General features: G+C 64.9%; 22 protein-coding genes. 8 read left to right on the forward strand and 14 right to left on the reverse strand.

Annotation, left to right across the window (positions count from 1 at the left end):
- The first annotated feature begins 26 nt into the window (after positions 1 to 26).
- From creB to ACMGG8_RS06565, 4 genes are all read left to right on the forward strand, one after another.
- Positions 27 to 707, forward strand: coding sequence for a two-component system response regulator CreB (creB, locus tag ACMGG8_RS06550; RefSeq protein ID WP_060842022.1), 681 nt, complete (start codon positions 27 to 29; stop codon positions 705 to 707).
- Complete coding sequence (gene creC / locus ACMGG8_RS06555) at positions 707 to 2125, forward strand: two-component system sensor histidine kinase CreC (protein WP_414159340.1); 1419 nt, start codon at positions 707 to 709, stop codon at positions 2123 to 2125. Before creB ends, creC begins: the two co-directional genes overlap by 1 nt.
- 91 nt (positions 2126 to 2216) lie before the next feature.
- Positions 2217 to 3593 carry a cell envelope integrity protein CreD gene (gene creD / locus ACMGG8_RS06560; RefSeq protein ID WP_414159341.1) on the forward strand — a complete coding sequence of 459 codons (1377 nt, stop codon included), beginning with the start codon at positions 2217 to 2219 and terminating at the stop codon, positions 3591 to 3593.
- Positions 3586 to 3756, forward strand: coding sequence for a hypothetical protein (locus ACMGG8_RS06565; protein ID WP_170002889.1), 171 nt, complete (start codon positions 3586 to 3588; stop codon positions 3754 to 3756). Before creD ends, ACMGG8_RS06565 begins: the two co-directional genes overlap by 8 nt.
- On the opposite strand, the gene ACMGG8_RS06570 is transcribed toward ACMGG8_RS06565, so the two are convergent.
- Positions 3753 to 4382: a glutathione S-transferase N-terminal domain-containing protein gene (locus ACMGG8_RS06570; protein ID WP_414159342.1), complete on the reverse strand. Its 630-nt coding sequence runs from the start codon at positions 4380 to 4382 to the stop codon at positions 3753 to 3755. The two genes, ACMGG8_RS06565 and ACMGG8_RS06570, sit on opposite strands and share 4 nt — an antisense overlap.
- A 100-nt stretch (positions 4383 to 4482) precedes the next feature.
- Between ACMGG8_RS06570 and ACMGG8_RS06575 the strand changes: the two genes are divergently transcribed.
- A complete protein-coding gene (locus tag ACMGG8_RS06575; protein WP_060841423.1) occupies positions 4483 to 4935 on the forward strand; it encodes a hypothetical protein in 453 nt (150 codons plus the stop codon).
- On the opposite strand, the gene ACMGG8_RS06580 is transcribed toward ACMGG8_RS06575, so the two are convergent.
- From ACMGG8_RS06580 to ACMGG8_RS06610, 7 genes are all read right to left on the reverse strand, one after another.
- The gene (locus ACMGG8_RS06580) at positions 4882 to 5070 is read right to left on the reverse strand and encodes a hypothetical protein (RefSeq protein ID WP_060844809.1); all 189 of its coding nucleotides are present in this window, start codon (positions 5068 to 5070) and stop codon (positions 4882 to 4884) included. The two genes, ACMGG8_RS06575 and ACMGG8_RS06580, sit on opposite strands and share 54 nt — an antisense overlap.
- Positions 5067 to 6188, reverse strand: coding sequence for a PepSY-associated TM helix domain-containing protein (locus ACMGG8_RS06585; RefSeq protein WP_414159343.1), 1122 nt, complete (start codon positions 6186 to 6188; stop codon positions 5067 to 5069). Before ACMGG8_RS06585 ends, ACMGG8_RS06580 begins: the two co-directional genes overlap by 4 nt.
- A gap of 63 nt (positions 6189 to 6251) precedes the next feature.
- A complete protein-coding gene (locus tag ACMGG8_RS06590; protein ID WP_414159344.1) occupies positions 6252 to 8681 on the reverse strand; it encodes a TonB-dependent siderophore receptor in 2430 nt (809 codons plus the stop codon).
- Between the two features lie 182 nt (positions 8682 to 8863).
- Positions 8864 to 9841 carry a FecR domain-containing protein gene (locus ACMGG8_RS06595; protein ID WP_060841419.1) on the reverse strand — a complete coding sequence of 326 codons (978 nt, stop codon included), beginning with the start codon at positions 9839 to 9841 and terminating at the stop codon, positions 8864 to 8866.
- A complete protein-coding gene (locus ACMGG8_RS06600; protein ID WP_060844805.1) occupies positions 9838 to 10356 on the reverse strand; it encodes an RNA polymerase sigma factor in 519 nt (172 codons plus the stop codon). Before ACMGG8_RS06600 ends, ACMGG8_RS06595 begins: the two co-directional genes overlap by 4 nt.
- Positions 10357 to 10635: 279 nt before the next feature.
- Positions 10636 to 11343 (reverse strand): PolC-type DNA polymerase III, encoded by a 708-nt coding sequence (locus ACMGG8_RS06605; protein ID WP_060841417.1) that lies wholly within the window; start codon positions 11341 to 11343, stop codon positions 10636 to 10638.
- Between the two features lie 10 nt (positions 11344 to 11353).
- Entirely contained in the window at positions 11354 to 13288 is a 1935-nt protein-coding gene (locus tag ACMGG8_RS06610; protein ID WP_414159345.1) for a putative nucleotidyltransferase substrate binding domain-containing protein, read from the reverse strand.
- A 259-nt stretch (positions 13289 to 13547) separates the two neighbouring features.
- Here ACMGG8_RS06610 and ACMGG8_RS06615 point away from each other — a divergent pair, with 259 nt between their 5' ends.
- On the forward strand, positions 13548 to 13994 hold the full coding sequence (locus tag ACMGG8_RS06615) for a response regulator (protein ID WP_060841415.1): 447 nt from the start codon (positions 13548 to 13550) through the stop codon (positions 13992 to 13994).
- Positions 13995 to 14071: 77 nt separating this feature from the next.
- Here the strand turns inward: ACMGG8_RS06615 and ACMGG8_RS06620 are convergent, their stop codons facing one another.
- Positions 14072 to 16249 carry a malate synthase G gene (locus ACMGG8_RS06620; RefSeq protein WP_414159346.1) on the reverse strand — a complete coding sequence of 726 codons (2178 nt, stop codon included), beginning with the start codon at positions 16247 to 16249 and terminating at the stop codon, positions 14072 to 14074.
- A gap of 570 nt (positions 16250 to 16819) precedes the next feature.
- On the opposite strand from ACMGG8_RS06620, the gene ACMGG8_RS06625 reads away from it, so the two are divergent.
- Entirely contained in the window at positions 16820 to 17338 is a 519-nt protein-coding gene (locus ACMGG8_RS06625) for a glycine cleavage system protein R (RefSeq protein ID WP_060841413.1), read from the forward strand.
- A 225-nt stretch (positions 17339 to 17563) separates the two neighbouring features.
- Here ACMGG8_RS06625 and rarD read toward each other — a convergent pair whose 3' ends face one another.
- From rarD to ACMGG8_RS06650, 5 genes are all read right to left on the reverse strand, one after another.
- Entirely contained in the window at positions 17564 to 18451 is an 888-nt protein-coding gene (gene rarD, locus ACMGG8_RS06630) for an EamA family transporter RarD (protein WP_414159347.1), read from the reverse strand.
- 251 nt (positions 18452 to 18702) lie between these two features.
- On the reverse strand, positions 18703 to 19677 hold the full coding sequence (locus ACMGG8_RS06635) for a serine/threonine protein kinase (protein ID WP_060841411.1): 975 nt from the start codon (positions 19675 to 19677) through the stop codon (positions 18703 to 18705).
- 158 nt (positions 19678 to 19835) lie between these two features.
- Positions 19836 to 21740 carry a PhoX family protein gene (locus tag ACMGG8_RS06640; protein WP_414159348.1) on the reverse strand — a complete coding sequence of 635 codons (1905 nt, stop codon included), beginning with the start codon at positions 21738 to 21740 and terminating at the stop codon, positions 19836 to 19838.
- An 83-nt stretch (positions 21741 to 21823) separates the two neighbouring features.
- On the reverse strand, positions 21824 to 22588 hold the full coding sequence (locus ACMGG8_RS06645; protein ID WP_414159349.1) for a TOBE domain-containing protein: 765 nt from the start codon (positions 22586 to 22588) through the stop codon (positions 21824 to 21826).
- A 64-nt stretch (positions 22589 to 22652) separates the two neighbouring features.
- Positions 22653 to 23393, reverse strand: coding sequence for a ComF family protein (locus tag ACMGG8_RS06650; protein WP_060841409.1), 741 nt, complete (start codon positions 23391 to 23393; stop codon positions 22653 to 22655).
- 91 nt (positions 23394 to 23484) lie between these two features.
- Between ACMGG8_RS06650 and bioB the strand changes: the two genes are divergently transcribed.
- Entirely contained in the window at positions 23485 to 24540 is a 1056-nt protein-coding gene (gene bioB, locus ACMGG8_RS06655) for a biotin synthase BioB (protein WP_060841408.1), read from the forward strand.
- Positions 24541 to 24619 lie beyond the last annotated feature (79 nt).

Consider the following 24619-nt stretch of genomic DNA (forward strand, 5'->3'; position numbering starts at 1 on the left):
CCACTGAATTTGCGTGCTTGGATGCCATGCCCCATATCCTGATTGTCGAAGACGAAGCGGCGATTGCCGACACCCTGATCTTCGCCCTGCAAGGCGAAGGCTTCACCACCACCTGGCTGAGCCTGGGTCATGCGGCCCTGGAGCATCAGCGGGCAACCCCGGCGGACCTGATCATCCTCGATATCGGCCTGCCGGATATCAGCGGCTTTGAAACCTGCAAACAGCTGCGGCGCTTCAGCGAGGTGCCGGTGATGTTCCTCAGCGCCCGGGACGGTGAGATCGACCGGGTGGTGGGCCTGGAAATCGGCGCCGACGATTATGTGGTCAAGCCCTTCAGCCCCCGGGAAGTGGCGGCGCGGGTCAAGGCGATCCTCAAGCGCATGGCTCCGCGAGCGGCTCCCGAGGCAGCCCCGGCGCTGTTCGTCATCGACGCCGAGCGGGTGCAGATCAGTTACCGGGCCCAGCCCCTGAGCCTGACCCGGCATGAGTTCCGCCTGCTGCAATGCCTGCTGGAGCAGCCCGAGCGGGTGTTCAGCCGCGAGCAGTTGCTCGATGCCCTGGGGGTGGTGGCGGACGTGGGCTACGAGCGCAATATCGACAGCCACATCAAGAGCCTGCGGGCCAAGCTGCGCCTGGTGGCGGCCGAGGCCGAGCCGATCCAGACCCATCGCGGCCTGGGCTACAGCTACAGCCCGAGCCACGCCTGATGACCTTGGGCATCCGCATCTTCCTGGTCTATTTGCTGTTCATCAGCCTGACCGGCTATTTCGTGCTGAGCACGGTGATGAAGGAGATCCGCCCCGGCGTGCGCCAGTCCACCGAGGAAACCCTGGTGGACACCGCCAACCTGCTGGCGGAGATCCTGCGGGACGATTTCAAGGCCGGCACCCTCAGCGAGAACCGCTGGCCGCAATTGCTGCGGGCCTATGGCGAGCGGCAACCGGCGGCGACCATCTGGGGCCTGCCGAAGAATCAGGTCAACCACCGCATCTACGTCACCGACGCCAAGGGCATCGTGGTCCTGGACTCCAGTGGCCTGGCGGTGGGCCAGGATTATTCGCGCTGGAACGACGTGTACCTGACCTTGCGCGGCCAATATGGCGCGCGTTCGTCGCGCTCGCTGGTCGACGATCCCAATTCCTCGGTGATGCACGTGGGCGCGCCGATCCGTGACAACGGCCAGATCATCGGCGTGGTCACCGTGGCCAAGCCCAACAGTTCCCTGCAGCCCTACGTCGACCGCACCGAACGCCGCCTGCTGTGGTACGGCGCCGGGCTGATTGCCATGGGTCTGCTGTTTGGCGCCTTGCTGTCCTGGTGGCTGAGCGCGGCGCTGCGGCGCATGACCGCCTATGCCCTGGCAGTGAGTGAAGGGCGCCGGGCCGAGCTGCCGCACTATCGCGGTGGCGAGCTGGAACAGTTGGCAACGGCGGTGGAACGCATGCGCACCCAGCTCGAAGGCAAGGCTTATGTCGAGCGCTACGTGCACACCCTGACCCACGAACTGAAGAGCCCCCTGGCGGCGATTCGCGGGGCGGCGGAACTGCTGCAGAGCGAGATGCCCCTGGAGCAGCGCCAGCGCTTCGTCGGCAATATCGACAGTGAAAGCGCGCGCATGCAGCAGTTGATCGAACGCCTGTTGAACCTGGCACAAGTGGAGCAGCGCCAGGGCCTGGAAGAGCGGGTCAGCGTGCCCCTGGTGCCGCTGTGCAAGGAGCTGCTGAACAGCCAGCACGGGCGTATCGAAGGCAAGCAGCTGCAGGTGCAACTGCGGGTGCCGGCGGACCTGGCCTGGTCCGGCGAGCCGTTCCTGCTGCGCCAGGCCCTGGGTAACCTGCTGACCAATGCCCTGGATTTCAGCCCCGTGGGTGGCCTGTTGCGCTGCTCGGCGCAGCGGGTGGAGGACGGCGTGGAGCTGGTGCTGTTCAACCAGGGCGAGCCGATTCCGGACTATGCCCTGCCGCGCCTGTGCGAGCGTTTCTACTCGCTGCCGCGCCCGGACAGCGGACGCAAGAGCACCGGCCTGGGGCTGAATTTCGTCGAGGAAGTGGTGCAACTGCATGGCGGCCAGATGCGCATTGAGAACGTTGCGGGTGGGGTGCAGGTGACCTTGCGGCTGCCCTGAGCGGGGATTCTCCACAGAGTCTCCACATTGCCCCCATAAAACCCCCATGCCCGGGTTCCAGACTCTCGCCCATTCCAACTGGGAGAGCCTCATGAACCGTAACCTGACCTTCAAACTCGGGGCCATTGGCCTGTTGATCGTGCTGTTGCTGATACCGCTGTTGATGATCAGCGGCCTGATCGGCGAGCGCCAGAGCCTGCGCGATGGCGTGCTCGAGGATATCGCCCGCAGCTCCAGCACCCAGCAGCAGATCAGCGGCCCGGTGATGGTAGTGGACTACCGCAAGACCGTGCGCACCTGGAAAACCGACGACAAGACCAAGAAGCGCTACCAGGAAACCAGCGAGCAGCAGGGACGGCTGTTCTTCCTGCCCGAGCATTTCGAACTGGACAGCAAGGCCCAGACCGAGCTGCGCGCCCGGGGGATCTACGAGGCGCGGCTGTTCCACGCCGACAACCACATCAGCGGCCACTTTGCGGTGCCCGAGCAGTACGGCATCAAGGAGGATTTTGCGGATTACCAGTTCGACCAGCCGTTCCTGGCGGTGGGTATCAGCGACATCCGCGGCATCGAAAACGCCCTGCAACTGCAGCTCAACGGCCAGACCCTGGACTTTGCCCCCGGCACTTTTGTCAGCTGGCTGGACGAAGGCGTGCACGTGCTGCTGCCGCCCCTGGACCTGAAGAAGAGCACCCGCCTGGACTTCGCCTTCGACCTGCGCCTGCAGGGCACCGGCCAGTTGCAGGTGCTGCCGGTGGGCAAGACCAGCAAGGTGCTGTTGACGGCCAACTGGCCGCACCCGAGCTTTGTCGGCAACTACCTGCCGGTGCAGCGTGAGATTACCGAGCAGGGCTTTTCGGCGCTCTGGCAGACCTCGTTCTTCTCCACCAACCTGGAACAGGCCATGGAGCGCTGCGCTTACAGCAGCCAATGCCAGGACTTCAACAGCCGCAGCTTTGGCGTGAGCTTCATCGACCCGGTGGACCAGTACCTGAAAAGCGACCGGGCGATCAAATACGCCCTGCTGTTCATCGGCCTGACCTTTGCCGGCTTCTTTCTCTTCGAAGTGCTCAAGAGCCTGTCGGTGCACCCGATCCAGTACGCCCTGGTGGGCGTGGCACTGGCGTTCTTCTACCTGTTGCTGCTGTCGCTGTCGGAGCACCTGGGTTTCGAACTGGCCTACGGCGTGTCGGCGGCGGCTTGCGTGGGCTTGATCGGTTTCTATGTCAGCCATGTGCTGCACAGTTGGCGTAACGGCGCAGTGTTCGCGCTCTCGTTGGCGGCCTTGTACGGCTTGCTCTATGGCCTGCTCAGCGCCGAGGACTATGCGCTGCTGATGGGCTCGCTGTTGCTGTTCGGCCTGTTGGGCGTGTTCATGGTGCTGACCCGCAAGCTGGACTGGTATGGCCTGGGCCAAAGCAAGACCCCGGCGCCCCTGCAGTTCGACCTGGAGGCCATCCATGAGTAAGTCACTGGGCTTGCGTGAGGACCAGCGTCAGCGCGAGCGCCTGACGCAGCGGATTGGCCAGTTGTTTCCACCGGAGGCGTGGTGGCGGGTGCGCCAGCAAGCTGCTCCCCGTGCTACAGGAGCCGGCTTGCCGGCGAACAGGGCCGAGCGCCTGACCGACTAGACCGGCGGTCGGGTCGCCAGCATCGACGGCCGCTGGCTGACCTCGAAGTACCAGGCGGCCAGTTGAGGCTGGTCCTGGCGCCATTCCAGGTCGGGGTGGCGGAAGTCCAGGTAACCCAGGGCGCAGGCGACGCTGATGGCGGCCACGTCGAAGTGGCTGGCCAGCTCGGCAATCGCCTCGGCCTCCAGCACCGCCAGGGCGCGGCGGATCTTGTCGCGCTGGCCGTCGAGCCATTGCTCCCAGTGTTTTTCCGGGGCGCGCAGGGCCAGCTCGTAGCGCACCAGCACCGCGGCGTCCATGATCCCGTCGGCCAGGGCCGCGAGCGTCAGGCGGCGCCAGCGGGCCGAGCCGTCCCGGGGGATCAGCGGGTTGCCGACGTGCTGCTGGTCCAGGTAATCGAGGATCACCCGGCTGTCATACAGCACCTGGCCGTCGGCCAGGCGCAGGGCGGGAATCTTGCCCAGGGGGTTGTCCTGGTTCAGGGTGGCGTCCGGGTTGACCGGGCTCAGTTGGCTGGCTTGCAGGGCAACCCGGTTCAACTGTCCGGTTTCATGCAGCAGCACCATGACTTTGCGTACAAAAGGTGATGCCGGGTTGTGGAACAGCGTCATGCTTGGGGTGGACATGAATATTCCTCGCGGGTGAAAGTCTCGCAGCCCGGGGATCTTAGCGCAGCCTGGGGCATGGGCCACAGGGGCGAGCGGCAGTACAGACAAGGAGTGATGAGTGCGCAGGTCCTATCTTTTACACGGGTTGTACAGCCTGGCCCTGACCTTGCTGGGCGCGCTGGCGGTGTACCTGGCGCTGCAATACGAGTTTCGTCGCAAGGGCGAGGGTGAGCCGGAGCTGATCATGGCGTTCGCTTACATCGCCTGGTACTGGGCCCTGCCGGCACTGGCCCTGCCGGGCCTGGCCTGCGCCCTGTTGCGCTTGCGCGGTCCCGACCCGGTGACCCAGCTGTGGCGCTGGAGCCTGGCGGCCAGCTATGTGCCGCTGCTGGGGCTGGCCTTGTTCAGCGTGCTGGTGGCCATCGAGGCGTTCCAGGAAAACCGTGTGTTCATCCCGGTGATGCTGATCGGCCTCGGGCTTGCGATGTACCTGTGGCGCGGCTTCCCGGCGCCGGGTTCAGGCCGCCGGCTTGCGCCGCAGCAGGCCGTGCAGGGCGATCAGGGTCGGTAGGCCCAGACCCAGCCAGCTCAGGCTGTCCCAGGCGCCGTCGCCCAGCAGCGCGGCGAACAACCCGGCGGCACTCAGCAGGCCAAGCGCCAGGGGCGCACCGAAGACCTTCCAGAAACTCGCTTGCCGCGGCTTCATCGCTGCCCCTCCCGGGTCGCCTTGCCGGCCCGCCGGCGGACGATCCACAGGTACAGGCCGCTGCCCAGGACAATGAGGGTCAGGACGTCCAGCGCCGCCCACAGCAGCTTCATCGGCAGGCCGCCGTAGTCGCCGAAATGCAGGGGCTGGGACATGCCCATGGCGTCCATGTACCAGGGCCGCTCGCCGACGGCGGTGACCTGCAGGCTGCTGGCATCGATCAGCACCGGGGTCAGCAGGTGCGAGGTCAGGTGGCTGCCGCCCTTGAGGAACACCGCGTAGTGGTGCTCGCTGGAAAAGCGCGTGCCGGGAAAGGCGATGAAGTCCGGCTGCATGCCCGGGGCGGCTTCCCGGGCGATGTCCAGCAGGCGGCTGGCGGGAGCCAGCGCGGTCAGGGGCGGGGCGTCGCGGTAGGGCGCGACCATGGCGCTGAGGCTGTCATTGCGCCAGGCGGCGATGATCAGGTCGGCGCAGGCGCTGATCACCCCGGTCACGCCCACCACCAGGGCCCAGGTCAGGGTCACCACGCCGATCAGGTTGTGCAGGTCGAGCCAGCGCAGGCGGCTGGATTTGTCCTGGCGCACCGTGGCGAACTTCAGGCGGCGCATGAACGGCAGGTAGAGCACCGTGCCGGAGATGATCGCCAGCACAAACAGCAGGCCCATGAAGGCCAGCAGCAGCTTGCCCGGCAGCCCGGCGAACATGTCCACATGCAGGCGCAGCATGACCATCATCAGCCCGCCATTGGCCGAGGGCATGGCCACGGCTTCGCCGGTGCGGGCGTCGAGCATGAAGGTGTGGGAGGAATTGGGCTCGGTGCCGGCGGTCTTGGCCATGATCGCCATCACACCGTTGGGCTCGTCTTCGTCCCAGCCGAAGTACTGCATGACTTCCCCCGGGCGATGGGCCTCGGCGGCCTTGACCAGCTGTTGCAGGTCCAGGTGCGGGGTGTCGGCGGGCAGCTCTCGCAGTTGTGGCGCGTCCCCCAGCAGGTGGTCGATCTCGTGGTGGAAGATCAGCGGCAGCCCGGTGAGCGCCAGCAGCAGCAGAAACACCGTGCAGATCAGGCTGCTCCAGGTGTGGATAAAGGACCAGCGGCGGATTGTCTTGCTTTTCATTTCTTAGCCTTCAGGCACACCAAGGCCGTCCTAGTCGGACGGCCTGGTTGTTAATTCAGCCGATTACCATTGATAGGTGGCGCTGGCGACCACGCTGCGCTGATCGCCGAAATAGCAGTAGGAACCATCGCAGGTGGACAGGTAGTCCTTGTCGAACAGGTTGGTGGCGTTGAGTTTCAGCGACGCCCCTTTGAGGCTGTTGTCCAGGCGACCGAGGTCGTAATGCACGGCAGCGTCGAACACCGTGTAGGCGTCGGCCTTGCCCAGCCAGGTGTTGGCCTGGTCGCCATAGGTATTGCCGGTGTAGCGGGCGCCGGCACCGATGCCGAAACCGTCGAGTACGCCGGAGTGCCAGGTGTAGTCCGTCCACAGGGAGGCTTGCTGGTTAGGCATCAGTTGCAGGCGGTTGCCTTTGTGGATGCCTTTTTGTACCTCGGACTTGGCCAGGGTGTAGGCCGCGATGACCTTGAGGTTGTCGGTCACGTCAGACACGGCTTCCAGTTCCAGGCCTTTGACCTTCACTTCGCCGGTCTGGTTGGTGATCGATTCGCCTCCTGCCCCGATGCTGGTGACCAGGACATTCTTCTGGGTCAGGTCGTAGACCGCCGCACTCAGCAGCGTGTTCGAACCCGGCGGTTGATACTTGATGCCCAGCTCCCACTGTTTACCTTCCGTGGGTTTATACGATTCGGTCGGTGAAACGCTGGCGTTGCTCGCTGGCTGGAAGGATTCGGCGTAGGAAATGTACGGCACGACACCCGAGTCGAACACATAGCTGAGCGCCGCATTGCCACTGAAGTTCTTGCTGCGATCAGTATTGGTCGCGTCTTTCTTGTTGAGGTAGGTGGTGCCTTGGTGCACCCAGTCCTCACGGCCACCCAGGGTCAGGCGCCAGTTGTCCAGGGCCATCTGGTCCTGGACGTAGAGGCCGGTCTGAATGGTTTTCTGGTCGTAGTCGTAGTAAGCGTCGGTGCGCGACGGACGAACGATCGGCTGGCCATAGACCGGGTTGAAGATATTGGTTTTGCCCCCGTCGCCATAGATCGACAGGTACGAAGTGCTGGTGCGCTGGTGGTCCAGGCCGATGAGCACGGTGTGGTCGATGTCGCCGGTGGCGAAGTTGGCCTGGACGTTGTTGTCGACCGCGAACTGGCCGATGTCTTCGTTGACGTTGGTCGAGGTCCGGCTGATGTTGCCCGCCGCATCAGCCGGGGAGTAGGCATAGGAACCCACGGTCAACTGCTGGAAGGACAGTTCTGACTTGGTGTAGCGCAGGTTCTGACGGAACTGCCAGACATCGTTGAAGCGGTGCTCGAAGGCGTAGCCCAGGGCGTAGTAGGTGCGGTCGTAGAACTCGTAGTCCGGGTCGCCCAGGTTCTTGTGATGGGAGACCTCGCCCAGTGGCGACTTGATCTTGGTGCCCTGGATCGGCATGAACTGGCTGGTGGCACCGGTATCGTCGCGGGTGAACTGCGTGAGCAGGGTCAGGCGGGTATCGGTATCGATGTTCCAGGTCAGGCTGGGGGCGATGTTGTAGCGCTTGTTGTCGATGTGATCGACCTGGGTGCCGGCATCGCGCACCACGCCGCTGAGTCCGTAGAGGAACTGGCCCTCGTCGTCGATCTTGCCGGTGCTGGCGAAGTTGATCTGGCGGTAGTTGTCGCTGCCGTACTGGATCTGCACGGCATGGCTGGTGTCTGCGCTGGGGCGGCGGCTGACCATGTCCAGCAGGCCGCCCGGCGGGGTCTGGCCATACACCGAGGATGCCGGGCCGCGCAGCAGGGCCAGGCGGTCGAGGTTCCAGGTTTCCGCTTTCGGGTTGGCATACACGCCGCGGGGCAGGGGCAGGCCGTCGAGGAACTGGGTGGGCTCGAAGCCACGGACCCGCATCCAGTCATAGCGGGTATCGCTGCCGTAGCTGGCAGAGACGATACCGGGCATGTAACGCACGGCATCGTCGAGGTTCTGCACGTTGCGGTCTTCCATCTGCTGGCGGGTCGCGACGGAAATCGAGCGCGGCGCTTCAACCAGCGCGGTGTCGGTCTTGGTGCCGGCGGCGGTACGTGTGGCGAGGTAACCGTCGACCGGGCCCCAGGCACTTTCGCCAGCCTGCTGGCCGGTGATGCTGGTGGGCGCCAGGGTCACCACGTCGTCGGCAATCGCCACCAGGCTGTAGCTGCCGGCAGGGCTGCGTTGCAGCTGCAGGCCGCTGCCACGCAGGGCCTCACGCAGGGCGCCGGGGGCGTCGAACTGGCCCTTGACCGGGGCCGAGCGCTTGCCCGCCGCCAGGGACGGATCGAGGCTCAGGGCCAGGCCGGCCTGGCTGGCGATCTGGTTCAGGGTGCTGGCCAGGGGCGCGGCCGGCAGGTCGTAGGCGCGCACGCTGGACGCTTGCTCGGCGGCCATCAGTCCCTGGCTGGCCAGCGGGGCGCAGAGGGCGATGGCGACAGCCAGCAGGCTGGGGCGTAACAGGGTGTCTAGCGAGCGGGACATGGGGGCGGCTCCTGAATGGAAATGTTTCGCAATTGCCTAGGTGCCGGACGAGATTGGAAAAGTGATAGGGGCGGATTGAAAATAATCTGGATTCGGATTGATGGCGGGCGATTGGCTGGCAAGCCAGCGCCTACGGGATCGGTGTAGGAGCCTGCTTGCTGGCCAAGGCCGCGACGCCGACCTCAGCGCTTGGCGTCGGCCTTGGCCGCCACGGTCACCCACCAGTCGGTGTGCCGCTCGATCGTCACCGGCAGGGTGGGCAGCAGGGCATTGAGCGCCAGGTCGGTGTCCTGCAGCGGAAAGCTGCCGGTAATGCGCAAGTCGGCCACTTCCGGGGCGACCCCCAGGTAGCCGCGACGGTAACGTCCCAGTTCCTTGATCAGGTCGCCCAGGCGCGCGTTGTCCACCACCAGCATGCCCCGGGTCCAGGCGTCGGCCCCCGGGGTCAGGGGCGGCAGCGGGTCCAGGCCAGCGCGGCGCATCAGCACTTGCTGGCCCTGCTTGAACACCTGCTCGTCCCGAGCGGCTTGCGGTCGCGCCGCCACCGCCGATTGCAGCACGCCGAGACGGGTGCCCTGGTCTTCACGCTGGACCAGGAACCGCGTGCCCAGGGCACGCATTCGCCCGTCGCGGGTTTCGACGATGAAGGGGCGGCTGTCGTCGTGCCCGGTCTCGATGAGGATCTCGCCTTCCTGCAGCACGATCCGCCGTTGCTGCTCATCGAAGCGCACGTCCAGCGCACTGTGGGTGTTGAGGTTGATCCGCGTGCCATCGCTCAGGTGCAGGGTGCGCTGCTCGCCGGTGGCGGTGCGCTGGTCGGCCAGCCAGTAATCCACTGGCAGGTAACGCTCCCCGGCAAACAGCGCCAGCCCGACCACCAGCACCACACTGGCGACCCCACGTCCCAGCTTGCGTACCTGCCGGCGCAGGCCTTCGCGCGATTGCAGCAAGGCGTTGCGCGCAGGCCCCGAGGCGACGCTGACGCGCTGGTCAAGCATGCCCAGCTGGCGCCAGGCCCGGGCATGCTCTTCATGGGCGGCGTGCCATTTGGCGAACTCCTCGCGCTCCAGTGCGCTGGCGCCGCCATCCAGCGACAGCTGCCAGGCGATGGCGGCGTCCAGTACCCGTGCCGAAACCGGTTTGGAACTGATGGGGGTCATAGCGGCTCCCCGTACAGGGCGATGTAGCACTGGCGAATGCCCTGGGCCAGGTACTGGCGCACCCGCGGCACCGAGACCCCGAGGCGTGCGGCGATCTCGGCGTGGCTCAGGCCGTCGAGGCGGTTATAGAGAAAGGCCATGCGGGCCTTGCTGGAAAGCTTGCCCAGCAGGCGGTCGATGGCCTTGAGGTCTTCGAGGATCATCTGCTGCTCCTCCGGCGAGGGGTGCTCGCTTTCGGGGATCAGCATCAGTTCGTTGAGGTAGGCCTGTTCCAGGGCTGCGCGGCGGAAATGATCGAACAGCAGGCCCTTGGCAATCGCCAGCAGAAAGGCCCTGGGCTCCCGGGGCGCCTGGAGTTCGTCGCGACCCAGCAGGCGGACGAAGGTGTCCTGGCTCAGGTCCTCGGCCCGCTGGCTGCAGGCCACGTTGCGCCGCAACCAGGCCAGGAGCCAGCCGCGATGGTCGCGATACAACGCACCAACCAGCTCATTGCGAGGGCTTTGGACTGACGACAACCGGGTTCACCCACCGAAAGGTTTGAATTAACGAGAATTATTCGCGATTGTCGCAGAGGCGAAACAGCGGCGCAATTGACGTCGGTCGGCTGTCTTGTCGAGGAAGGTGGCGGGTGCTGAAGAGGTTTGCCTGCAGAGAAAGCCCGTTGTGGCGAGGGAGCATGCTCGCGCTGGCGTGCGCCGCACGCCCAAGGCTCTGTGTCAGGTGGAACCGGGACGCGGGTTTACGGCCGCTGCGCGGCCGAGCGGGAGCAAGCGCCCTCGCCACGGTTTGATGGATCAGAACGAAGGGACCTGCTGGCGACGCTTCCACTGGCTGAGGCGCTGTTGCAGGTTCAGCGGACTGTGGATCTGTTGCTGGCGGGCGCGGTTGAACAGGATCAATGCCAGTTCGGCGGTGGCCAGGGCGTCGGCCGCCGCATGGTGGCGCTCCACCACTTGCAGCTTGAACTCACTGATCCAGTCGTCCAGTCCGGCTTCGCGGATGTGGGCCTGGGGGCAGAGCATGGGCGCCATGTCCGCCACATCGAGGAAGCGGTGCTGCAGGCGATAGCCCAGGCTGTCCTTCAAGGCCCGGCCGAGCATGTGCTGGTCGAAGGGCGCATGAAAGGCCAGCAGCGGGCTGTCGCCGACGAACTCCATGAAATCCAGCAGGGCTTCTACCGGATCGCAGCCGGCGGCGATGGCGCTGGGGCCCAGGCCGTGGATCAGCACGCTGGGGCTGAGTTTGTGGCCCTCGCGCTGCAGGGTGCGCTCGAACTGCTGGCTGAAGTCGATGGCGCCGTCCTCGATCACCACCGCGCCGATCGACAGCACCTGGTCGCGATTGAGGTTGAGGCCGGTGGTTTCCAGGTCCACCACTACCCAGCGCTGTTCACGCAGGCTGCCTTCACCCAGTTCGGTGAAGGCTGGCAGACGGTCGCGGCGTTGTTGCTGCTCGGCGGTCAGTACGCTGACCGCGGGACGGAACCAGGCAAACAGACTCATAACGGATAGCTCATAACTGGTAGCGCAGGGCCAGGCTGCTTTGCAGGCGCTGGGCCTGGCGCAGGGATTCGCGCAGGATGCGCCGGTCCAGGTGGTTCAGGCTGTCCGGGTCGACCCGGTTGGAATAGGGCTGGTTCTCCCGGGTCTGGCGTTGATGCTGTTGCATGCGGGTCTGCTGGATGAAGTGGTAGGCCTCTTCATAGGCGGCGCCGTCCAGGGGCTCGATGACTTGCCTGGACACCAGCTGGCGCAGGCGTTCCAGGGTATTGATGGCGCCGATGCCGTTGGCCAGGGCCAGCAGGCGCGCGCCGTCGACGAAGGGCGTGAGGCCCTGGACCTTGAGGTCGAGGGTGGCCTTTTCGCCGTTCTTGCGGGCCAGCACGAACTCGCGAAAGCGTCCCACCGGCGGGCGCTGGCGCAGGGCGTTTTCCGCCATCATGCGCTGGAACAGGCGGTTGTCCGCGACCTGGTCGAGGATGGCGCGGCGCAGTTGTTCGGCGCCTTGTTCATCGCCCCAGACCACCCGCAGGTCGAAATAGATGCTTGAAGCCAGGAGGTTTTCCGGGGTCGCCTCGCGGATGAAGGCGGCAAAGCGTCGGGCCCATTCGGCGCGGGACAGGCACAGCTCGGGATTGCCGGCCATGATGTTGCCCTTGCACAGGGTGAAGCCGCACTGGGCCAGGCACTGGTTGATCTGCTGGGCAATGGGCAGCAGCTTGCCGCGAATTTCCGCGGCATGGGCAGCGTCCCGGGCTTCGAACAGGATGCCGTTGTCCTGGTCGGTGTGCAGGGTCTGTTCGCGCCGGCCTTCGCTGCCGAAGCACAGCCAGCTGAAGGGCACACCGGGGTCGCCCTTGTCCGCCAGGGTCATTTCGATCACCCGGCATACGGTGTGATCGTTGAGCAGGGTGATGATGTGGGTGATCTGGGTCGAGGAGGCGCCGTGGGCCAGCATGCGTTCCACCAACTGGCCGATCTCGCCCCGCAGCGCCACCAGATGCTCGACCCGGGGGGCGTTGCGGATGGTCCGGGCCAGGTGCACCAGATCGACCCGTTGCAGGGAGAACAGGTCGCGTTCGGACACCACGCCGCACAGGCGCTGGTCCTTGACCAGGCAGACGTGGGCGATATGGCGTTCGGTCATGGCGATGGCGGCGTCGAAGGCGCTGTGGTCCGGGCTGAGAAAGAACGGCGCCTGGGTCATGTGGCGTTCGATGGGCTGGTTGAGGTCCTGGCTGCCGTCGGCCACCACCTGGCGCAGGTCGCGCAGGGTAAAGATCCCCAGGGGCGCCTTGTTTTCGTCCACCACCACGATGCTGCCCACTTGCTGCTCGTGCATCAGCGCCACGGCTTCGCGCAACGGTGTGTGCGGACTGCAGGCCACCGGATGGCGCATGGCTAGCTCGCCGAGGCGAGTGTTCAGCGAGTACTGGGTGCCGAGGGTTTCCACGGCCTTCTGCTTGACCTGCTGGTTGACCTGGTCCAGCAGGCTGCTGACCCCGCGCAGGGCGAAATCGCGGAACTCCGCGGACAGGGCGAACAGCTTGATGAAGGCGTTCTTGTTCAGTTGCAGGCAGAAGGTGTCTTCGGCGGCTCGATGCTCGGTGCGGGTCGCCCGTTCGCCGAGCAAGGCGGCGAGGGGAAAGCACTCGCCGGTGGTGATTTCGAAGGTGGTTTCGGTACTGCCCTTGGCGGCGTGGGTGCGTTCGCCCACCACCCGCCCCTGCTTGACGATGTAGAAGTGCTCAACCGGACCGTCGGCCGGCTTGATGATGCTGTCGCCCGGACCATAGAAGCGCAGCTGGCATTGTTCCACCAGGTAGGCCAGGTGGAGGTTTTCCATCTGGTTGAAGGGCGGGAAGCGCTGCAGGAACTGCACGGTCCCCTGGATGTTCTGCAACACCGCGGTCTTGCCGGCCTGGGTGAAGGCGTCCGCTTTACTCATAACGATTACCGCAGTCTTTTTGGAGTTGTTGTGGTCGGATCACGGCAATGGTCGGCGCCTGGGGCGGGAGTGCCCATTGGACGTAAGTCTAGGTAGCGCTCGCGTTCCAGGGCATTTGGCTTTGAGCCTGCAGTCATCCATGCGAAAAAGCTCTGATCGGGGCACTTGGCAATTTTTCCGACGAAGTGCACATTGGAAACCTGCTTAGCGATGTCTGACCACAGTGCTAGGGGATTGATTGGTTCATGTAGAGAAATGTATGCCCGACCACGATATTTTGAGTGACGCCGAGCGCGAGGCTCTGAGCGAGGCCATGCTCGAGCCGGACCTGCCCGCTCAGCGTGTGCTCATTGCCGATGACGACAAGGATGCCCGGGAGCTGCTAGCGGAGATTCTGGGTCTGGATGGCATTCGCTGCATGACCGCAGCCAGCGGCAAGGCCGCTCTCAAATTGCTCGAATCGAACAAATCCATCGGCCTGCTGATCACCGATCTGCGCATGGCGCCCTGCAGTGGCCTGGAGCTGATTCGCCAGGTGCGTGAGTCGGAGCGCGCCGCGTTGCCGATCATCATCATTTCCGGCGACGCCGATGTGCGGGATGCGATTGCCGCCATGCACCTGAGCGTGGTGGATTTCCTGCTCAAGCCCATCGATACCGGCAAGCTGCTGGCCCTGGTCAAGCATGAGCTGGGCGTGGTGCGGTAGAAGGCTTTCGACACGCTGAACAAAAAAAGCCCCGGTCCACTGGACCGGGGCTTTTTCATGGGCGTGGCCAGGCGATGTTACAGGCCGTTCTTGGCCTTGAACTCGCGACGACGACGGTGCAATACCGGCTCGGTGTAGCCGTTAGGCTGCTGGGTGCCTTCGATCACCAGCTCCAGGGCGGCCTGGAAGGCGATGTTGCTGTCGAAGTCCGGCGCCAGCGGGCGGTACAGCGGGTCGCCGGCGTTCTGCCGATCAACCACCGGGGCCATGCGCTTGAGGCTTTCCAGCACCTGCTCCTGGGTCACCACGCCGTGGCGCAGCCAGTTGGCGATGTGCTGGCTGGAGATGCGCAGGGTGGCGCGGTCTTCCATCAGGCCAACGTCGTTGATGTCCGGCACCTTGGAGCAACCCACGCCCTGGTCGATCCAGCGCACCACGTAGCCGAGAATGCCCTGGGCGTTGTTGTCCAGTTCGTTCTTGATCTGCTCGGCCGACCAGTTGGTGTCGCTGGCCAGAGGGATGGTCAGGATGTCGTCCACCGAAGCGCGGGGGCGCTTGGCCAGTTCGGCCTGACGGGCGAACACGTCGACCTTGTGGTAGTGCAGTACGTGCAGGGCGGCGGCGGTTGGCGACGGCACCCAGGCGGTGTTGGCACCGGCCAGCGGGTGGGCGATCTTCTGTTCGAGCATGGCGGCCATCAGGTCCGGCATGGCCCACATGCCCTTGCCGATCTGCGCACGGCCTTGCAGGCCGGTGGACAGGCCGATATCGACGTTCCAGTTCTCGTAGGCGCCGATCCATTTCTCGGCCTTCATGTCGGCCTTGCGCACCATGGCGCCGGCTTCCATGGAGGTGTGGATCTCGTCGCCGGTGCGGTCGAGGAAGCCGGTGTTGATGAACACCACGCGCTCGCTGGCCGCCTTGATGCAGGCCTTGAGGTTGACCGTGGTGCGGCGCTCCTCGTCCATGATCCCGACTTTCAGGGTATTGCGCGGCAGGTTCAGCACCTCTTCGATGCGGCCGAACAGTTCGTTGGTGAACGCGGCTTCTTCAGGGCCGTGCATCTTCGGCTTGACGATGTACACCGAGCCGGTGCGGCTGTTCTTGCGCGAGGTGTTGCCGTTGAGGTTGTGGATCGCCGCGAGGCTGGTGACCAGGCCGTCGAGGATGCCTTCCGGCACTTCGTTGCCGTGCTTGTCGAGGATCGCGTCGATGGTCATCAGGTGGCCGACGTTGCGCACGAACAGCAGCGAGCGACCGTGCAGTTTCACCGGCTCGCCGTTGACGCCGGTGTATTCGCGATCGGCGTTCATGGTGCGGGTGAAGGACTGGCCGCCCTTGGAAACCTCTTCCGCCAGGTCGCCCTTCATCAGACCGAGCCAGTTGCGGTAGATCACCACCTTGTCATCGGCATCGACGGCGGCGACCGAGTCTTCGCAGTCCATGATGGTGGTCAGGGCCGCTTCCATCAGCAGGTCCTTGACCCCGGCGGCGTCGGTCTGGCCGACCGGGCTTGCGGCGTCGATCTGGATCTCGAAGTGCAGGCCGTTGTGCTTGAGCAGGATCGCGGTAGGGGCCGCGGCATCGCCCTGGTAGCCGATCAGTTGCGCGTCGTCGCGCAGGCCGCTGTTGCTGCCGCCCTTGAGGCCCACCACCAGCTTGCCGCCGACAATCTTGTAGCTCACCGAATCCACGTGGGAGCCGGCGGTCAGCGGGGCCGACTCATCGAGGAAGGCGCGGGCGAAGGCGATGACCTTGTCGCCGCGGACCTTGTTGTAGCCTTTGCCCTTTTGCGCGCCATCGGCTTCGCTGATGGCGTCGGTGCCGTACAGCGCGTCGTACAGCGAGCCCCAGCGGGCGTTGGAGGCGTTGAGGGCGAAGCGTGCATTCATCACCGGCACCACCAGCTGCGGGCCGGCCATGTGGGCGATTTCTTCATCGACGTTTTGCGTCGTGGCCTGGAAATCCGCCGCTTCTGGCAGCAGGTAACCAATGTCTTGCAGGAAGGCTTTGTAGGCCACGGCATCGTGTGCCTGGCCGGCACGGGACTGGTGCCAGGCATCGATGCGCGCCTGGAAATCGTCGCGTTTGGCGAGTAGGGCTTTGTTCTTCGGTGCCAGGTCGTGAATGACCTTGTCGGCACCGGCCCAGAACGCGTCGGCGGTGAGGCCGGTACCGGGAATGGCTTCGTTGTTCACGAAGTCGAACAGGACTCTGGCGACCTGCAGGCCACCGACTTGAACGTGTTCAGTCATTGCTTGCCTCACTCTGCTCAGCTATTTCGCTTTTCAGCTCTTCAAATTAACAATGAAGCCGGCGGCCATTTAAAGCACAACCCTGTTCACCAGTACATGCCATTGCGGGCGGCTGGGTGCTTCCAATCAACGGCAGAGCCTTGCTGATGGGGGGTTGCAGGGGTTGCAGTCAGGCCTTGGCGGACATCGTTCCAACGTTATGTAGTGCGCGCTGCGGCATACTACATGATGAATTGCGGTTGTGAAAATTAGACTAAATTCGTCGTTCCGCGACTTAAGAATGCAGTGCGGTCACGCTGGGGGACGCGGTGTTCTCAAAAAGCCGGTGGATTGTTCCATATAAATACAAAAAGTTGTACACGATTTGTGTTTTGCCCTGCACGCGCTTCCAGGTGTCGGCTGGCCGGCGAAAGGATCCTTGGGGTCTGTGCCGGTCTTTCCCGCGCCTTGGCTGGCATGCCAGCCCCTGCACCCGCCCGCTTTGATCCTTGCCCCTTGCGATGGAGCGGCAAGGCGCGGGGAATGAGGCTGCCTATAATTGCTCTTTCACTCACCCAAGAGGGCTGCGCCATGGACCATCTCGTTCTCACGGTATTCGCCCCGGACAAGGCCGGACAGGTCGAGCGGATCGCCCAGTGCATCGCCGAACATGGGGGCAACTGGCTGGAAAGCCGCCTCTCGCGCATGGCCGGGCAGTTTGCCGGCATCCTGCGGGTCGGGGTGCCGGCCGAGGCCTACGACGAGCTGGTGGATGCCTTGCAGGGTTTGTCGGCCCAGGGTATCCGGGTGTTGATCGCCGAAAGTGGCATCGAACAGTCCTGCACCTGGAAACCCATCGCCATGGAGCTGGTGGGCAACGACCGCCCGGGGATCGTTCGCGACATCACGCGCTTGCTGGCGGAGCAGGGGGTCAATCTCGAACGGCTGGTGACCGAGGTGCGCCCGGCGCCCATGAGCAGCGAGCCGCTGTTTCACGCGGAGGCGATTCTGGCGGTGCCTCTGACCCTGTCGCTGGATGTATTGCAGTCGCGCCTGGAAACCCTGGCCGACGACCTGATGGTGGAGTTGGTGCTGCGCAGCGAGGTCTGAGTGTCGCCCTGCGGGTTATCCCAGTAAACCGTGCATGCGCCTGTGGATAACCTGTAGAGACCCGGCGCTAGCCCAACGGCGCCGCGGCTTTCCGGAGCTTGATCAAAAAACCATCAATTTCAAGGGCTTGTGCACAAAGGGCGGGGATCAGGTTGTGGATAACCTTGGGAAGAACCGCTGCAGGCCACGACTGGCTTGGCCTGCAGAGTGTTGGGTGTTTTTTGATCAGCGCCGGGCGCGCAGGCTGAACCAGGCATCGACGCTGTACACCGCCAGTCCCGCCCAGATGAACATGAAGGCCAGCAGGGTACTGGAGGACAGCTGTTCGCCAAACAGCAGCACCGCCTGCAGCAGCACCAGGGTCGGCGCCAGATATTGCAGGAAGCCCAGGGTAGTGTAGGGCAGGTCCCGGGCGGCGGCGTTGAAGCACACCAGGGGAATCAGCGTGACTGGACCGGCGGCCACCAGCCACCAGGCTTGGGAGCTGCTCCAGAATTCGGCATGGGCACTGCTGGCATCGGGGTGCAGCAAGAGCCAGGCCAGGGCGATGGGCACCAGCATCCAGGTTTCCACCACCAGCCCGGGCAGGGCCTTGACCGGTGCCTGTTTGCGGATCAACCCATAGAAACCGAAGCTCAGGGCCAGTATCAGCGACACCCAGGGCAGGCTGCCCACCTGCCACACTTGCTGGGCCACCCCCAGCGCCGCCAGGATCACCGCCAGCCACTGCAGGCGGCGCAGGCGTTCGCCGAGAATCAGCATGCCCAGCAGGACATTGACCAGGGGGTTGATGTAGTAGCCCAGGCTCGCTTCGAGCATGCGTCCGTTGTTCACCGCCCAGACATAGGTCAGCCAGTTGCCGGCGATCAAGGTGCCGCTCAGGGCCAGGATCGCCAGGCGCTTGGGGTTGTCCCGCAGCTCGCGCCACCAGCCCGGATGCTTCCACACCATCAGCAACAGGGCGCCGAACAGCGCCGACCAGAGCACCCGGTGGATGATGATTTCCACGGCGGGAACGCTGGCGATGGCTTTGAAATAGAGCGGAAACAGACCCCAGATGATGTAGGCGGTCAGGCCCAGAATGTACCCGCGACGCGGGTTGGCGGCTTGCATGCAGAGTCCTTGCTTAGGCAGCTAACAAAGCGGCAATTGTAAGGACAATTGTCTAGACCTGTCCTGACTTTTGCGCCGCCCGTTTCTTTGGGGGAGGGCTTGTGGGCAATGGCGAACTTACGGGCCTCTTCGCTGGCGAGCCGGCTCCTACAGTTGGCGCTGTATCAAGGCGGATTCTTGTAGGAGCCGGCTTGCCGGCGAAGGCGATCTCATGGGCCCCTTCGCTGGCAAGCCAGCTCCTGCAGGCAGGGTCAGAACAGCTTGAGAGGTTCTTCGTTGAGGGCCGCCAGCTGTTCGCGCAGGGCCAGGATCTGTTCGCCCCAGTAACGCTCGCTGCCGAACCAGGGAAAGCTGTGGGGGAACGCCGGATCGTCCCAGCGCCGGGCCAGCCAGGCGCTGTAGTGCATCAGGCGCAGGGCCCGCAGCGGTTCGATCAGGGCCAGCTCCCGCGGGTTGAAATCGTGGAACTCGCTGTAGCCGTCCATCAGTTCCGAGAGCTGGCCGAGGCAGTCCTGGCGATCGCCGGCGAGCATCATCCACAGGTCCTGCACGGCAGGCCCCATGCGGCAGTCATCCAGGTCGACGATATGGAACATCTCGTCGCGGCACATCATGTTGCCCGGGTGGCAATCGCCGTGCATGCGGATGTTCTGGTGCGGGGTGGCCTGGTACACCTCTTCCACCCGCTTGAGCAGGTCCCGGGCCACGGACTCGTAGGCCGGCAGCAGGCTCTTGGGAATGAAGTTGCCTTGCAGCAGGGTGGCCAGGGACTCGTGGCCGAAGTTCTGCACCCCCAGGGCCTCGCGGTGCTCGAAGGGGCGGGTCGCGCCCACGGCGTGCAGGCGCCCGAGCAGCTGGCCGAGGCGATAGAGCTGGTCCAGGTTGCCCGGTTCCGGGGCCCTGCCGCCGCGGCGGGGAAACAGGGCGAAACGAAAGCCCGCGTGTTCGAACAGGCTGGCGCCGTCGTGGACGATGGGCGCCACCACCGGAACCTCGCACTCGGCCAGTTCGAAGGTGAAGCGGTGCTCTTCGAGAATGGCTTCGTTGGTCCAGCGCTGGGGCCGGTAGAACTTGGCGATCAGTGGTTCGCTTTCGTCGATGCCTACCTGATAGACGCGGTTTTCGTAGCTGTTGAGCGCCAATACACGGGCGTCGCTGAGAAAACCGATGCTTTCAACGGCGTCCAGGACCAGGTCGGGGGTCAGTGTTTCAAACGGGTGCGACATGCTTACTCCTGCTCGCAGCAGGCTGCCGCGTCCGGCCAGGCATGGTAACGCAGACGGCGGGCCAGCGGGGGAGGGTTTTCCGGCGGTCGGGCAGGGCGCCGGGCTCGTCGGCGAGCCGGCCCCTGCACGGGTAGGGACCGGCCGGACGGGAAGCAGGATCAGGCGCCGATGATGCCGCCGTCTTCCCGGGTGATGGCCATTACCGAGGAGCGCGGCTTGCCGTTGGGCAGGTGCTCGGGGAAGGTCGAGCCGCCGTTTTCTCCGGGGTGCTGGATGCCGACGAACAGGGTCTTCTGGTCCGGGGCGAAGGCGATCCCGGTGACCTCGCAACCCACGGGCCCCACCATGAAGCGGCGGATCTCGCCGCTCTCCGGGTCGGCGCAGAGCATCTGGTTGTTGCCCATGCCGGCGAAGTCGCCGCTGTTGCTGTAGTCGCCGTCGGTGAGGATCCACAGGCGTCCGGCCTGGTCGAAACCCAGGCCGTCGGGGCTGTTGAACATGTTCTCTGGGGTGATGTTGGACGAGCCGCCCTTGGCTTGGCCGGGATGCACGCCGGGGTTGCCGGCGACCACGAACAGGTCCCAGGTGAAACTCAGGGCGCCATGATCGTCGTTGCCGGTGCGCCAGCGCAGGATCTGCCCGTAGACGTTCTTCTCCCGCGGGTTGGGCCCGCCCACCGGCTGGCCGTCTTCGCCGCGTTTGACGTTGTTGGTCAGGGTGCAATAGACCTGGCCGTCCTTGGGGCTGACCACAATCCATTCCGGACGGTCCATGCGGGTGGCCTGGACCACGCTGGCGGCCAGGCGCGCCTGGATCAGCACCTGGCCCTGGTCGGCGAAGCCGCTGCTGGCGTCGATGCCGTTCTTGCCGTGGGTCAGCTCGATCCACTGGCCCTGGCCCTTGGGCCGGTCCGGATTGCCGTCACCGGCATCGAAGCGCGCCACGTACAAGGTGCCGTGGTCCAGCAGGTCGCGGTTGGCCTTGGGGTTGCGGTGGTTGATCTTGTCGCGGCTGATGAACTTGTAGATGAATTCGCCGCGCTCGTCATCGCCCATGTAGACCACGGCGCGTCCGTCACGGGTTTGCGCCAGGGCGGCGTTTTCATGCTTGAAGCGGCCCAGGGCGGTGCGCTTGACCGGGGTCGATTGCGGATCGAAGGGATCGATTTCCACCACCCAGCCGTGGCGGTTGAGTTCATTGGGGTTCTTCGCCAGGTCGAAGCGCGGATCGTGGGGATGCCAGTTGATCTCCTTGCTGGCCACCACGGCGCCGTAGCGTTTCTGCGCGGCGTCGAACTTCTGCTCGGGGTTGCTGCTGCCAAAACAGTCGGTGAAGTTCTCTTCGCAGGTCAGGTAGGTGCCCCAGGGCGTCTTGCCGTTGGCGCAGTTCTGGAAGGTGCCGAGGACCTTCTTGCCCTTGGGATCGGCCGCGGTCTTGAGCAGGTCGTGGCCGGCGGCGGGGCCGCTGAGGCGGGTCGGTGTGTTGCCGTGGATGCGCCGGTTGTAGCGCGAGCCCTGGACGAACTGCCATTGTCCGTTCCTGTACTGCACTTCGATCACCGACACCCCTTCGCTGGCCTGGGCCTTGCGCACGTCTTCGGCCGACTGTGGCTGGCCGCCATGGGGATAGAGGTAGCGGTAGTTGGTGTATTCGTTGTTGATCGCCATCAGCGCCCGGTGCTTGTCGTCCGCAAAGGCGAACAGGCTCATGCCGTCGTTGTTGTCGCCGAACTGCACTTCCTGGGCCTGGGCGGTGCCATTGCCGCTGGGGTCGAAGGCCGGTCCGTTCTTGGCCAGCGGCTGGCCCCAACTGATCAGCACCGAGGACCGGTAGCCCGGTGGCAGGGTGATGCTGTCGCTGGTGGCCGCAGCAATGCCGGTAAAGCCCAGCAACTGGCTGTTGCCGGCGCTGACACTGGCGGCCAGGGCGCTGCGGCCGAGCAGTCCGCCACCGAGAAACAGCGCGGCGCCGCACAGGGCTCCGGCACCGATGAAACCGCGGCGGCTGAGGCCGACCATCTGTTCCAGGTCGGTGGGTTGGTCTTCTTCCAATAGCAGGCTCATATCAGGCTCCCTGAAGGTTTTTGCAGCCACCTTAGTGAGCCTCTATGACGAACAGGTTGCAGTCGCAAGACGCCGGTTACGGCTTAGAGCGGGGTGCCGAGCAAGACCTGGGCGGGGGAGAAGTGCACCTGGACGGCCTGGCGTTCTCCAAGCCCGAGGTCTTTGAGCCGGCAGGGCTCGGCCAGGGCGCAGAGGGTCTGGCCGTTGGGCAGGAGCACTCTGACTTCGCAGGGGCCATCTTCGGCGTCGAGAATCTGCTCGATGGTGCCGTTCAGGCAATTGTGTCCAGTTGTTGCCGGGGCGCCGATGGGGTGCAGCTCCAGCCAGCCGGCCTTGATCAGCGCCACCACCTCGGTGCCGGCGGCCAGTTCCAGGCGCTGGGTGCTGTCGTGGGTGATTTGCGCCTTGAGAATCAGGCCCTCGGCCAGCCCCAGGCTGATCAGGTCGTTGCAGCCCTGACGGGCGATGGCCTGGACCTTGCCGTGCAGCTGGTTGCGGGCGCTGGTGCGCAGCATCAGGCGTCCCAGCAGGTCGAGGTCGCTGGCCTCCTCCGCGGCTTCCAGGACCTGGGTTTGCAGGGTTTGCAGGCGTTGGTAGAGGCGCAGCACGCGCTGGCCTTCGAGCGTCAGCCTGGCACCGCCGCCGCCCTTGCCGCCGACGCTGCGCTCGACCAGCGGGCTTGCGGCCAGGTTGTTCAGCTCGTCGATGGCGTCCCAGGCGCCCTTGTAGCTCAGGCCGGCGCTTTTGGCTGCGCGGGTGATGGAGCCCTGTTCGGCAATGTGCTGGAGCAGGGCTATGCGCTGCGGGCGGCGGACGATGTGCTGTGTCAACAGAGTGGGCAGGGACATGGCTGGGCGGCTTCGGGCACTGAAGGTGGACAGGGAGTTTGCGACTTGGGCAATGAGAGTCAAGTCAGTCGCGGTGCTCGGCCCCTGGCGTGCGGGCCAGGCAATAGACATCCACCTGTCGGGCACCGGCCTCCATCAGCAACTGCGCCAGGGCCTGGGCGGTGGCTCCGGTGGTGAGGACGTCGTCCACCAGGGCCAGGTGCCGGCCCGCCACGGGTGCGTTGGCGGTGAGGGCGAATGCCTGGCTCAGGTTGCGTCGCCGGGCCCGTGCACTCAGGCCCTGCTGTGCCGGGGTGTCCTGGATGCGTCGCAGCAGGTCAGGCTCCACTGCCAGGTGCAGGGGCTGTCCGAGCCATCGGGCGAGCATCTCGGCCTGGTTGAACCCCCGCTTTCGCAGGCGTCGGCGGGACAGCGGCACCGGTAGCAGGCAGTCGGGCCGGGGCAGGCCCTCGTCGAAGCGAAAACGCAGGAACTGGGCAAGAAGTTCGGCCATCAGGCGGCCAAAAGGCCATTTCTCCTGATGCTTGAAGCGGCTGATCAGGCTGTCCAGCGGAAAGTCGTAGCGCCAGGGCACGATGACCCGTTGAAAGGCGCGAGGGCGTTGCAGGCACTGGCCACAGGTCAGGTCGGCGGCGGGCAGCGGCAGGGCACAGACCGAACATTGGGCGCCCAGCCAGGGCAGCTCATCCTGGCAGGCGCTGCACAGGGCCAGGAGCGAATCGCTGGGCTCATCGCACAGCAGGCAGGTCTGTGTGTTTTTTGACCAGATGTAAACCGGTCCTTTGTAATCGGGTTGACAGTGCATGGCGCTTCCATAAATATGCCGGACATCCGTGTCGCGGCCGTGGACCTTCCCTGTCCAGCGCCGCTTGCCAAGCATAATCAAGGAATCGCCCATGAGCGCCAGCACCACCGCTACCCTGCGTCATGACTGGACTTTGGCTGAAGTCAAAGCCCTGTTCGTCCAGCCGTTCAATGACTTGCTGTTCCAGGCGCAGACGGTGCACCGCGCGCATTTCGATGCCAATCGGGTCCAGGTTTCCACGCTGCTGTCGATCAAGACCGGCGCCTGCCCGGAAGATTGCAAATATTGTCCGCAGTCCGGTCACTACAACACCGGCCTGGAAAAGGAAAAACTTCTGGAAGTGCAGAAGGTCCTGGAAGAAGCCGCCCGGGCCAAGGCCATTGGTTCCACGCGTTTCTGCATGGGCGCCGCCTGGAAACACCCGTCGGCCAAGGACATGCCCTATGTGCTGGAGATGGTCAAAGGCGTGAAGGCCATGGGCCTGGAAACCTGCATGACCCTGGGGCGCCTGGATCAGGAGCAGACCGAAGCCCTGGCCAAGGCCGGCCTGGACTACTACAACCACAACCTCGACACCTCGCCGGAGTTCTACGGCAGCATCATCACCACCCGCACCTACAGTGAGCGCCTGCAGACCCTGGCCTACGTGCGCGACGCGGGGATGAAGATCTGCTCCGGCGGCATCCTCGGCATGGGCGAATCCCTCGACGACCGCGCCGGTTTGCTGATCCAGCTGGCCAACCTGCCGGAGCATCCGGAGTCGGTGCCGATCAACATGCTGGTGAAAGTGGCCGGCACCCCGCTGGAGAACGCCGAAGACGTGGATCCGTTCGACTTCATCCGCATGCTCGCGGTGGCGCGGATCCTCATGCCGCAATCCCACGTGCGTCTGTCCGCCGGTCGCGAAGCGATGAACGAGCAGATGCAGGCCCTGGCCTTCTTCGCCGGTGCCAACTCGATTTTCTATGGCGACAAGCTGCTGACCACCGCCAACCCCCAGGCCGACAAGGACATGCAACTGTTCGCCCGCCTGGGCATCCAGCCCGAAGCCCGGGAAGAGCATGCCGACGAAGTGCATCAGGCGGCTATCGAGCAGGCCCTGGTGGAGCAGAAAAGCAGCGAGCAGTTCTACAACGCCGCCGTCTGACCCTGTGCCGTAGGAGCCGGCTTGCCGGCGAACCCCGTGAACCGCGCGAATCCGGCGGGTGGCGGGTTGTTCGCTTCGC

It is taken from the genome of Pseudomonas sp. BNK-45, from assembly GCF_047456255.1.
GTDB lineage: Bacteria > Pseudomonadota > Gammaproteobacteria > Pseudomonadales > Pseudomonadaceae > Aquipseudomonas.

Excerpts from the sequence above, each read along its gene's own strand:
- ACMGG8_RS06645 (WP_414159349.1), bottom strand. The coding sequence starts at position 22,588 with ATGTCCCTGCCCACTCTGTTGACACAGCACATCGTCCGCCGCCCGCAG.
- ACMGG8_RS06580 (WP_060844809.1), bottom strand. The coding sequence starts at position 5,070 with ATGAAGCCGCGGCAAGCGAGTTTCTGGAAGGTCTTCGGTGCGCCCCTG.
- rarD (WP_414159347.1), bottom strand. The coding sequence starts at position 18,451 with ATGCAAGCCGCCAACCCGCGTCGCGGGTACATTCTGGGCCTGACCGCC.
- ACMGG8_RS06650 (WP_060841409.1), bottom strand. The coding sequence starts at position 23,393 with ATGCACTGTCAACCCGATTACAAAGGACCGGTTTACATCTGGTCAAAA.
- ACMGG8_RS06625 (WP_060841413.1), top strand. The coding sequence starts at position 16,820 with ATGGACCATCTCGTTCTCACGGTATTCGCCCCGGACAAGGCCGGACAG.
- ACMGG8_RS06635 (WP_060841411.1), bottom strand. The coding sequence starts at position 19,677 with ATGTCGCACCCGTTTGAAACACTGACCCCCGACCTGGTCCTGGACGCC.
- ACMGG8_RS06595 (WP_060841419.1), bottom strand. The coding sequence starts at position 9,841 with ATGACCCCCATCAGTTCCAAACCGGTTTCGGCACGGGTACTGGACGCC.
- bioB (WP_060841408.1), top strand. The coding sequence starts at position 23,485 with ATGAGCGCCAGCACCACCGCTACCCTGCGTCATGACTGGACTTTGGCT.
- ACMGG8_RS06615 (WP_060841415.1), top strand. The coding sequence starts at position 13,548 with ATGCCCGACCACGATATTTTGAGTGACGCCGAGCGCGAGGCTCTGAGC.
- creD (WP_414159341.1), top strand. The coding sequence starts at position 2,217 with ATGAACCGTAACCTGACCTTCAAACTCGGGGCCATTGGCCTGTTGATC.
- ACMGG8_RS06620 (WP_414159346.1), bottom strand. The coding sequence starts at position 16,249 with ATGACTGAACACGTTCAAGTCGGTGGCCTGCAGGTCGCCAGAGTCCTG.
- ACMGG8_RS06565 (WP_170002889.1), top strand. The coding sequence starts at position 3,586 with ATGAGTAAGTCACTGGGCTTGCGTGAGGACCAGCGTCAGCGCGAGCGC.
- ACMGG8_RS06570 (WP_414159342.1), bottom strand. The coding sequence starts at position 4,382 with ATGTCCACCCCAAGCATGACGCTGTTCCACAACCCGGCATCACCTTTT.
- ACMGG8_RS06610 (WP_414159345.1), bottom strand. The coding sequence starts at position 13,288 with ATGAGTAAAGCGGACGCCTTCACCCAGGCCGGCAAGACCGCGGTGTTG.
- ACMGG8_RS06640 (WP_414159348.1), bottom strand. The coding sequence starts at position 21,740 with ATGAGCCTGCTATTGGAAGAAGACCAACCCACCGACCTGGAACAGATG.
- ACMGG8_RS06590 (WP_414159344.1), bottom strand. The coding sequence starts at position 8,681 with ATGTCCCGCTCGCTAGACACCCTGTTACGCCCCAGCCTGCTGGCTGTC.
- ACMGG8_RS06605 (WP_060841417.1), bottom strand. The coding sequence starts at position 11,343 with ATGAGTCTGTTTGCCTGGTTCCGTCCCGCGGTCAGCGTACTGACCGCC.
- ACMGG8_RS06585 (WP_414159343.1), bottom strand. The coding sequence starts at position 6,188 with ATGAAAAGCAAGACAATCCGCCGCTGGTCCTTTATCCACACCTGGAGC.
- creC (WP_414159340.1), top strand. The coding sequence starts at position 707 with ATGACCTTGGGCATCCGCATCTTCCTGGTCTATTTGCTGTTCATCAGC.
- creB (WP_060842022.1), top strand. The coding sequence starts at position 27 with ATGCCCCATATCCTGATTGTCGAAGACGAAGCGGCGATTGCCGACACC.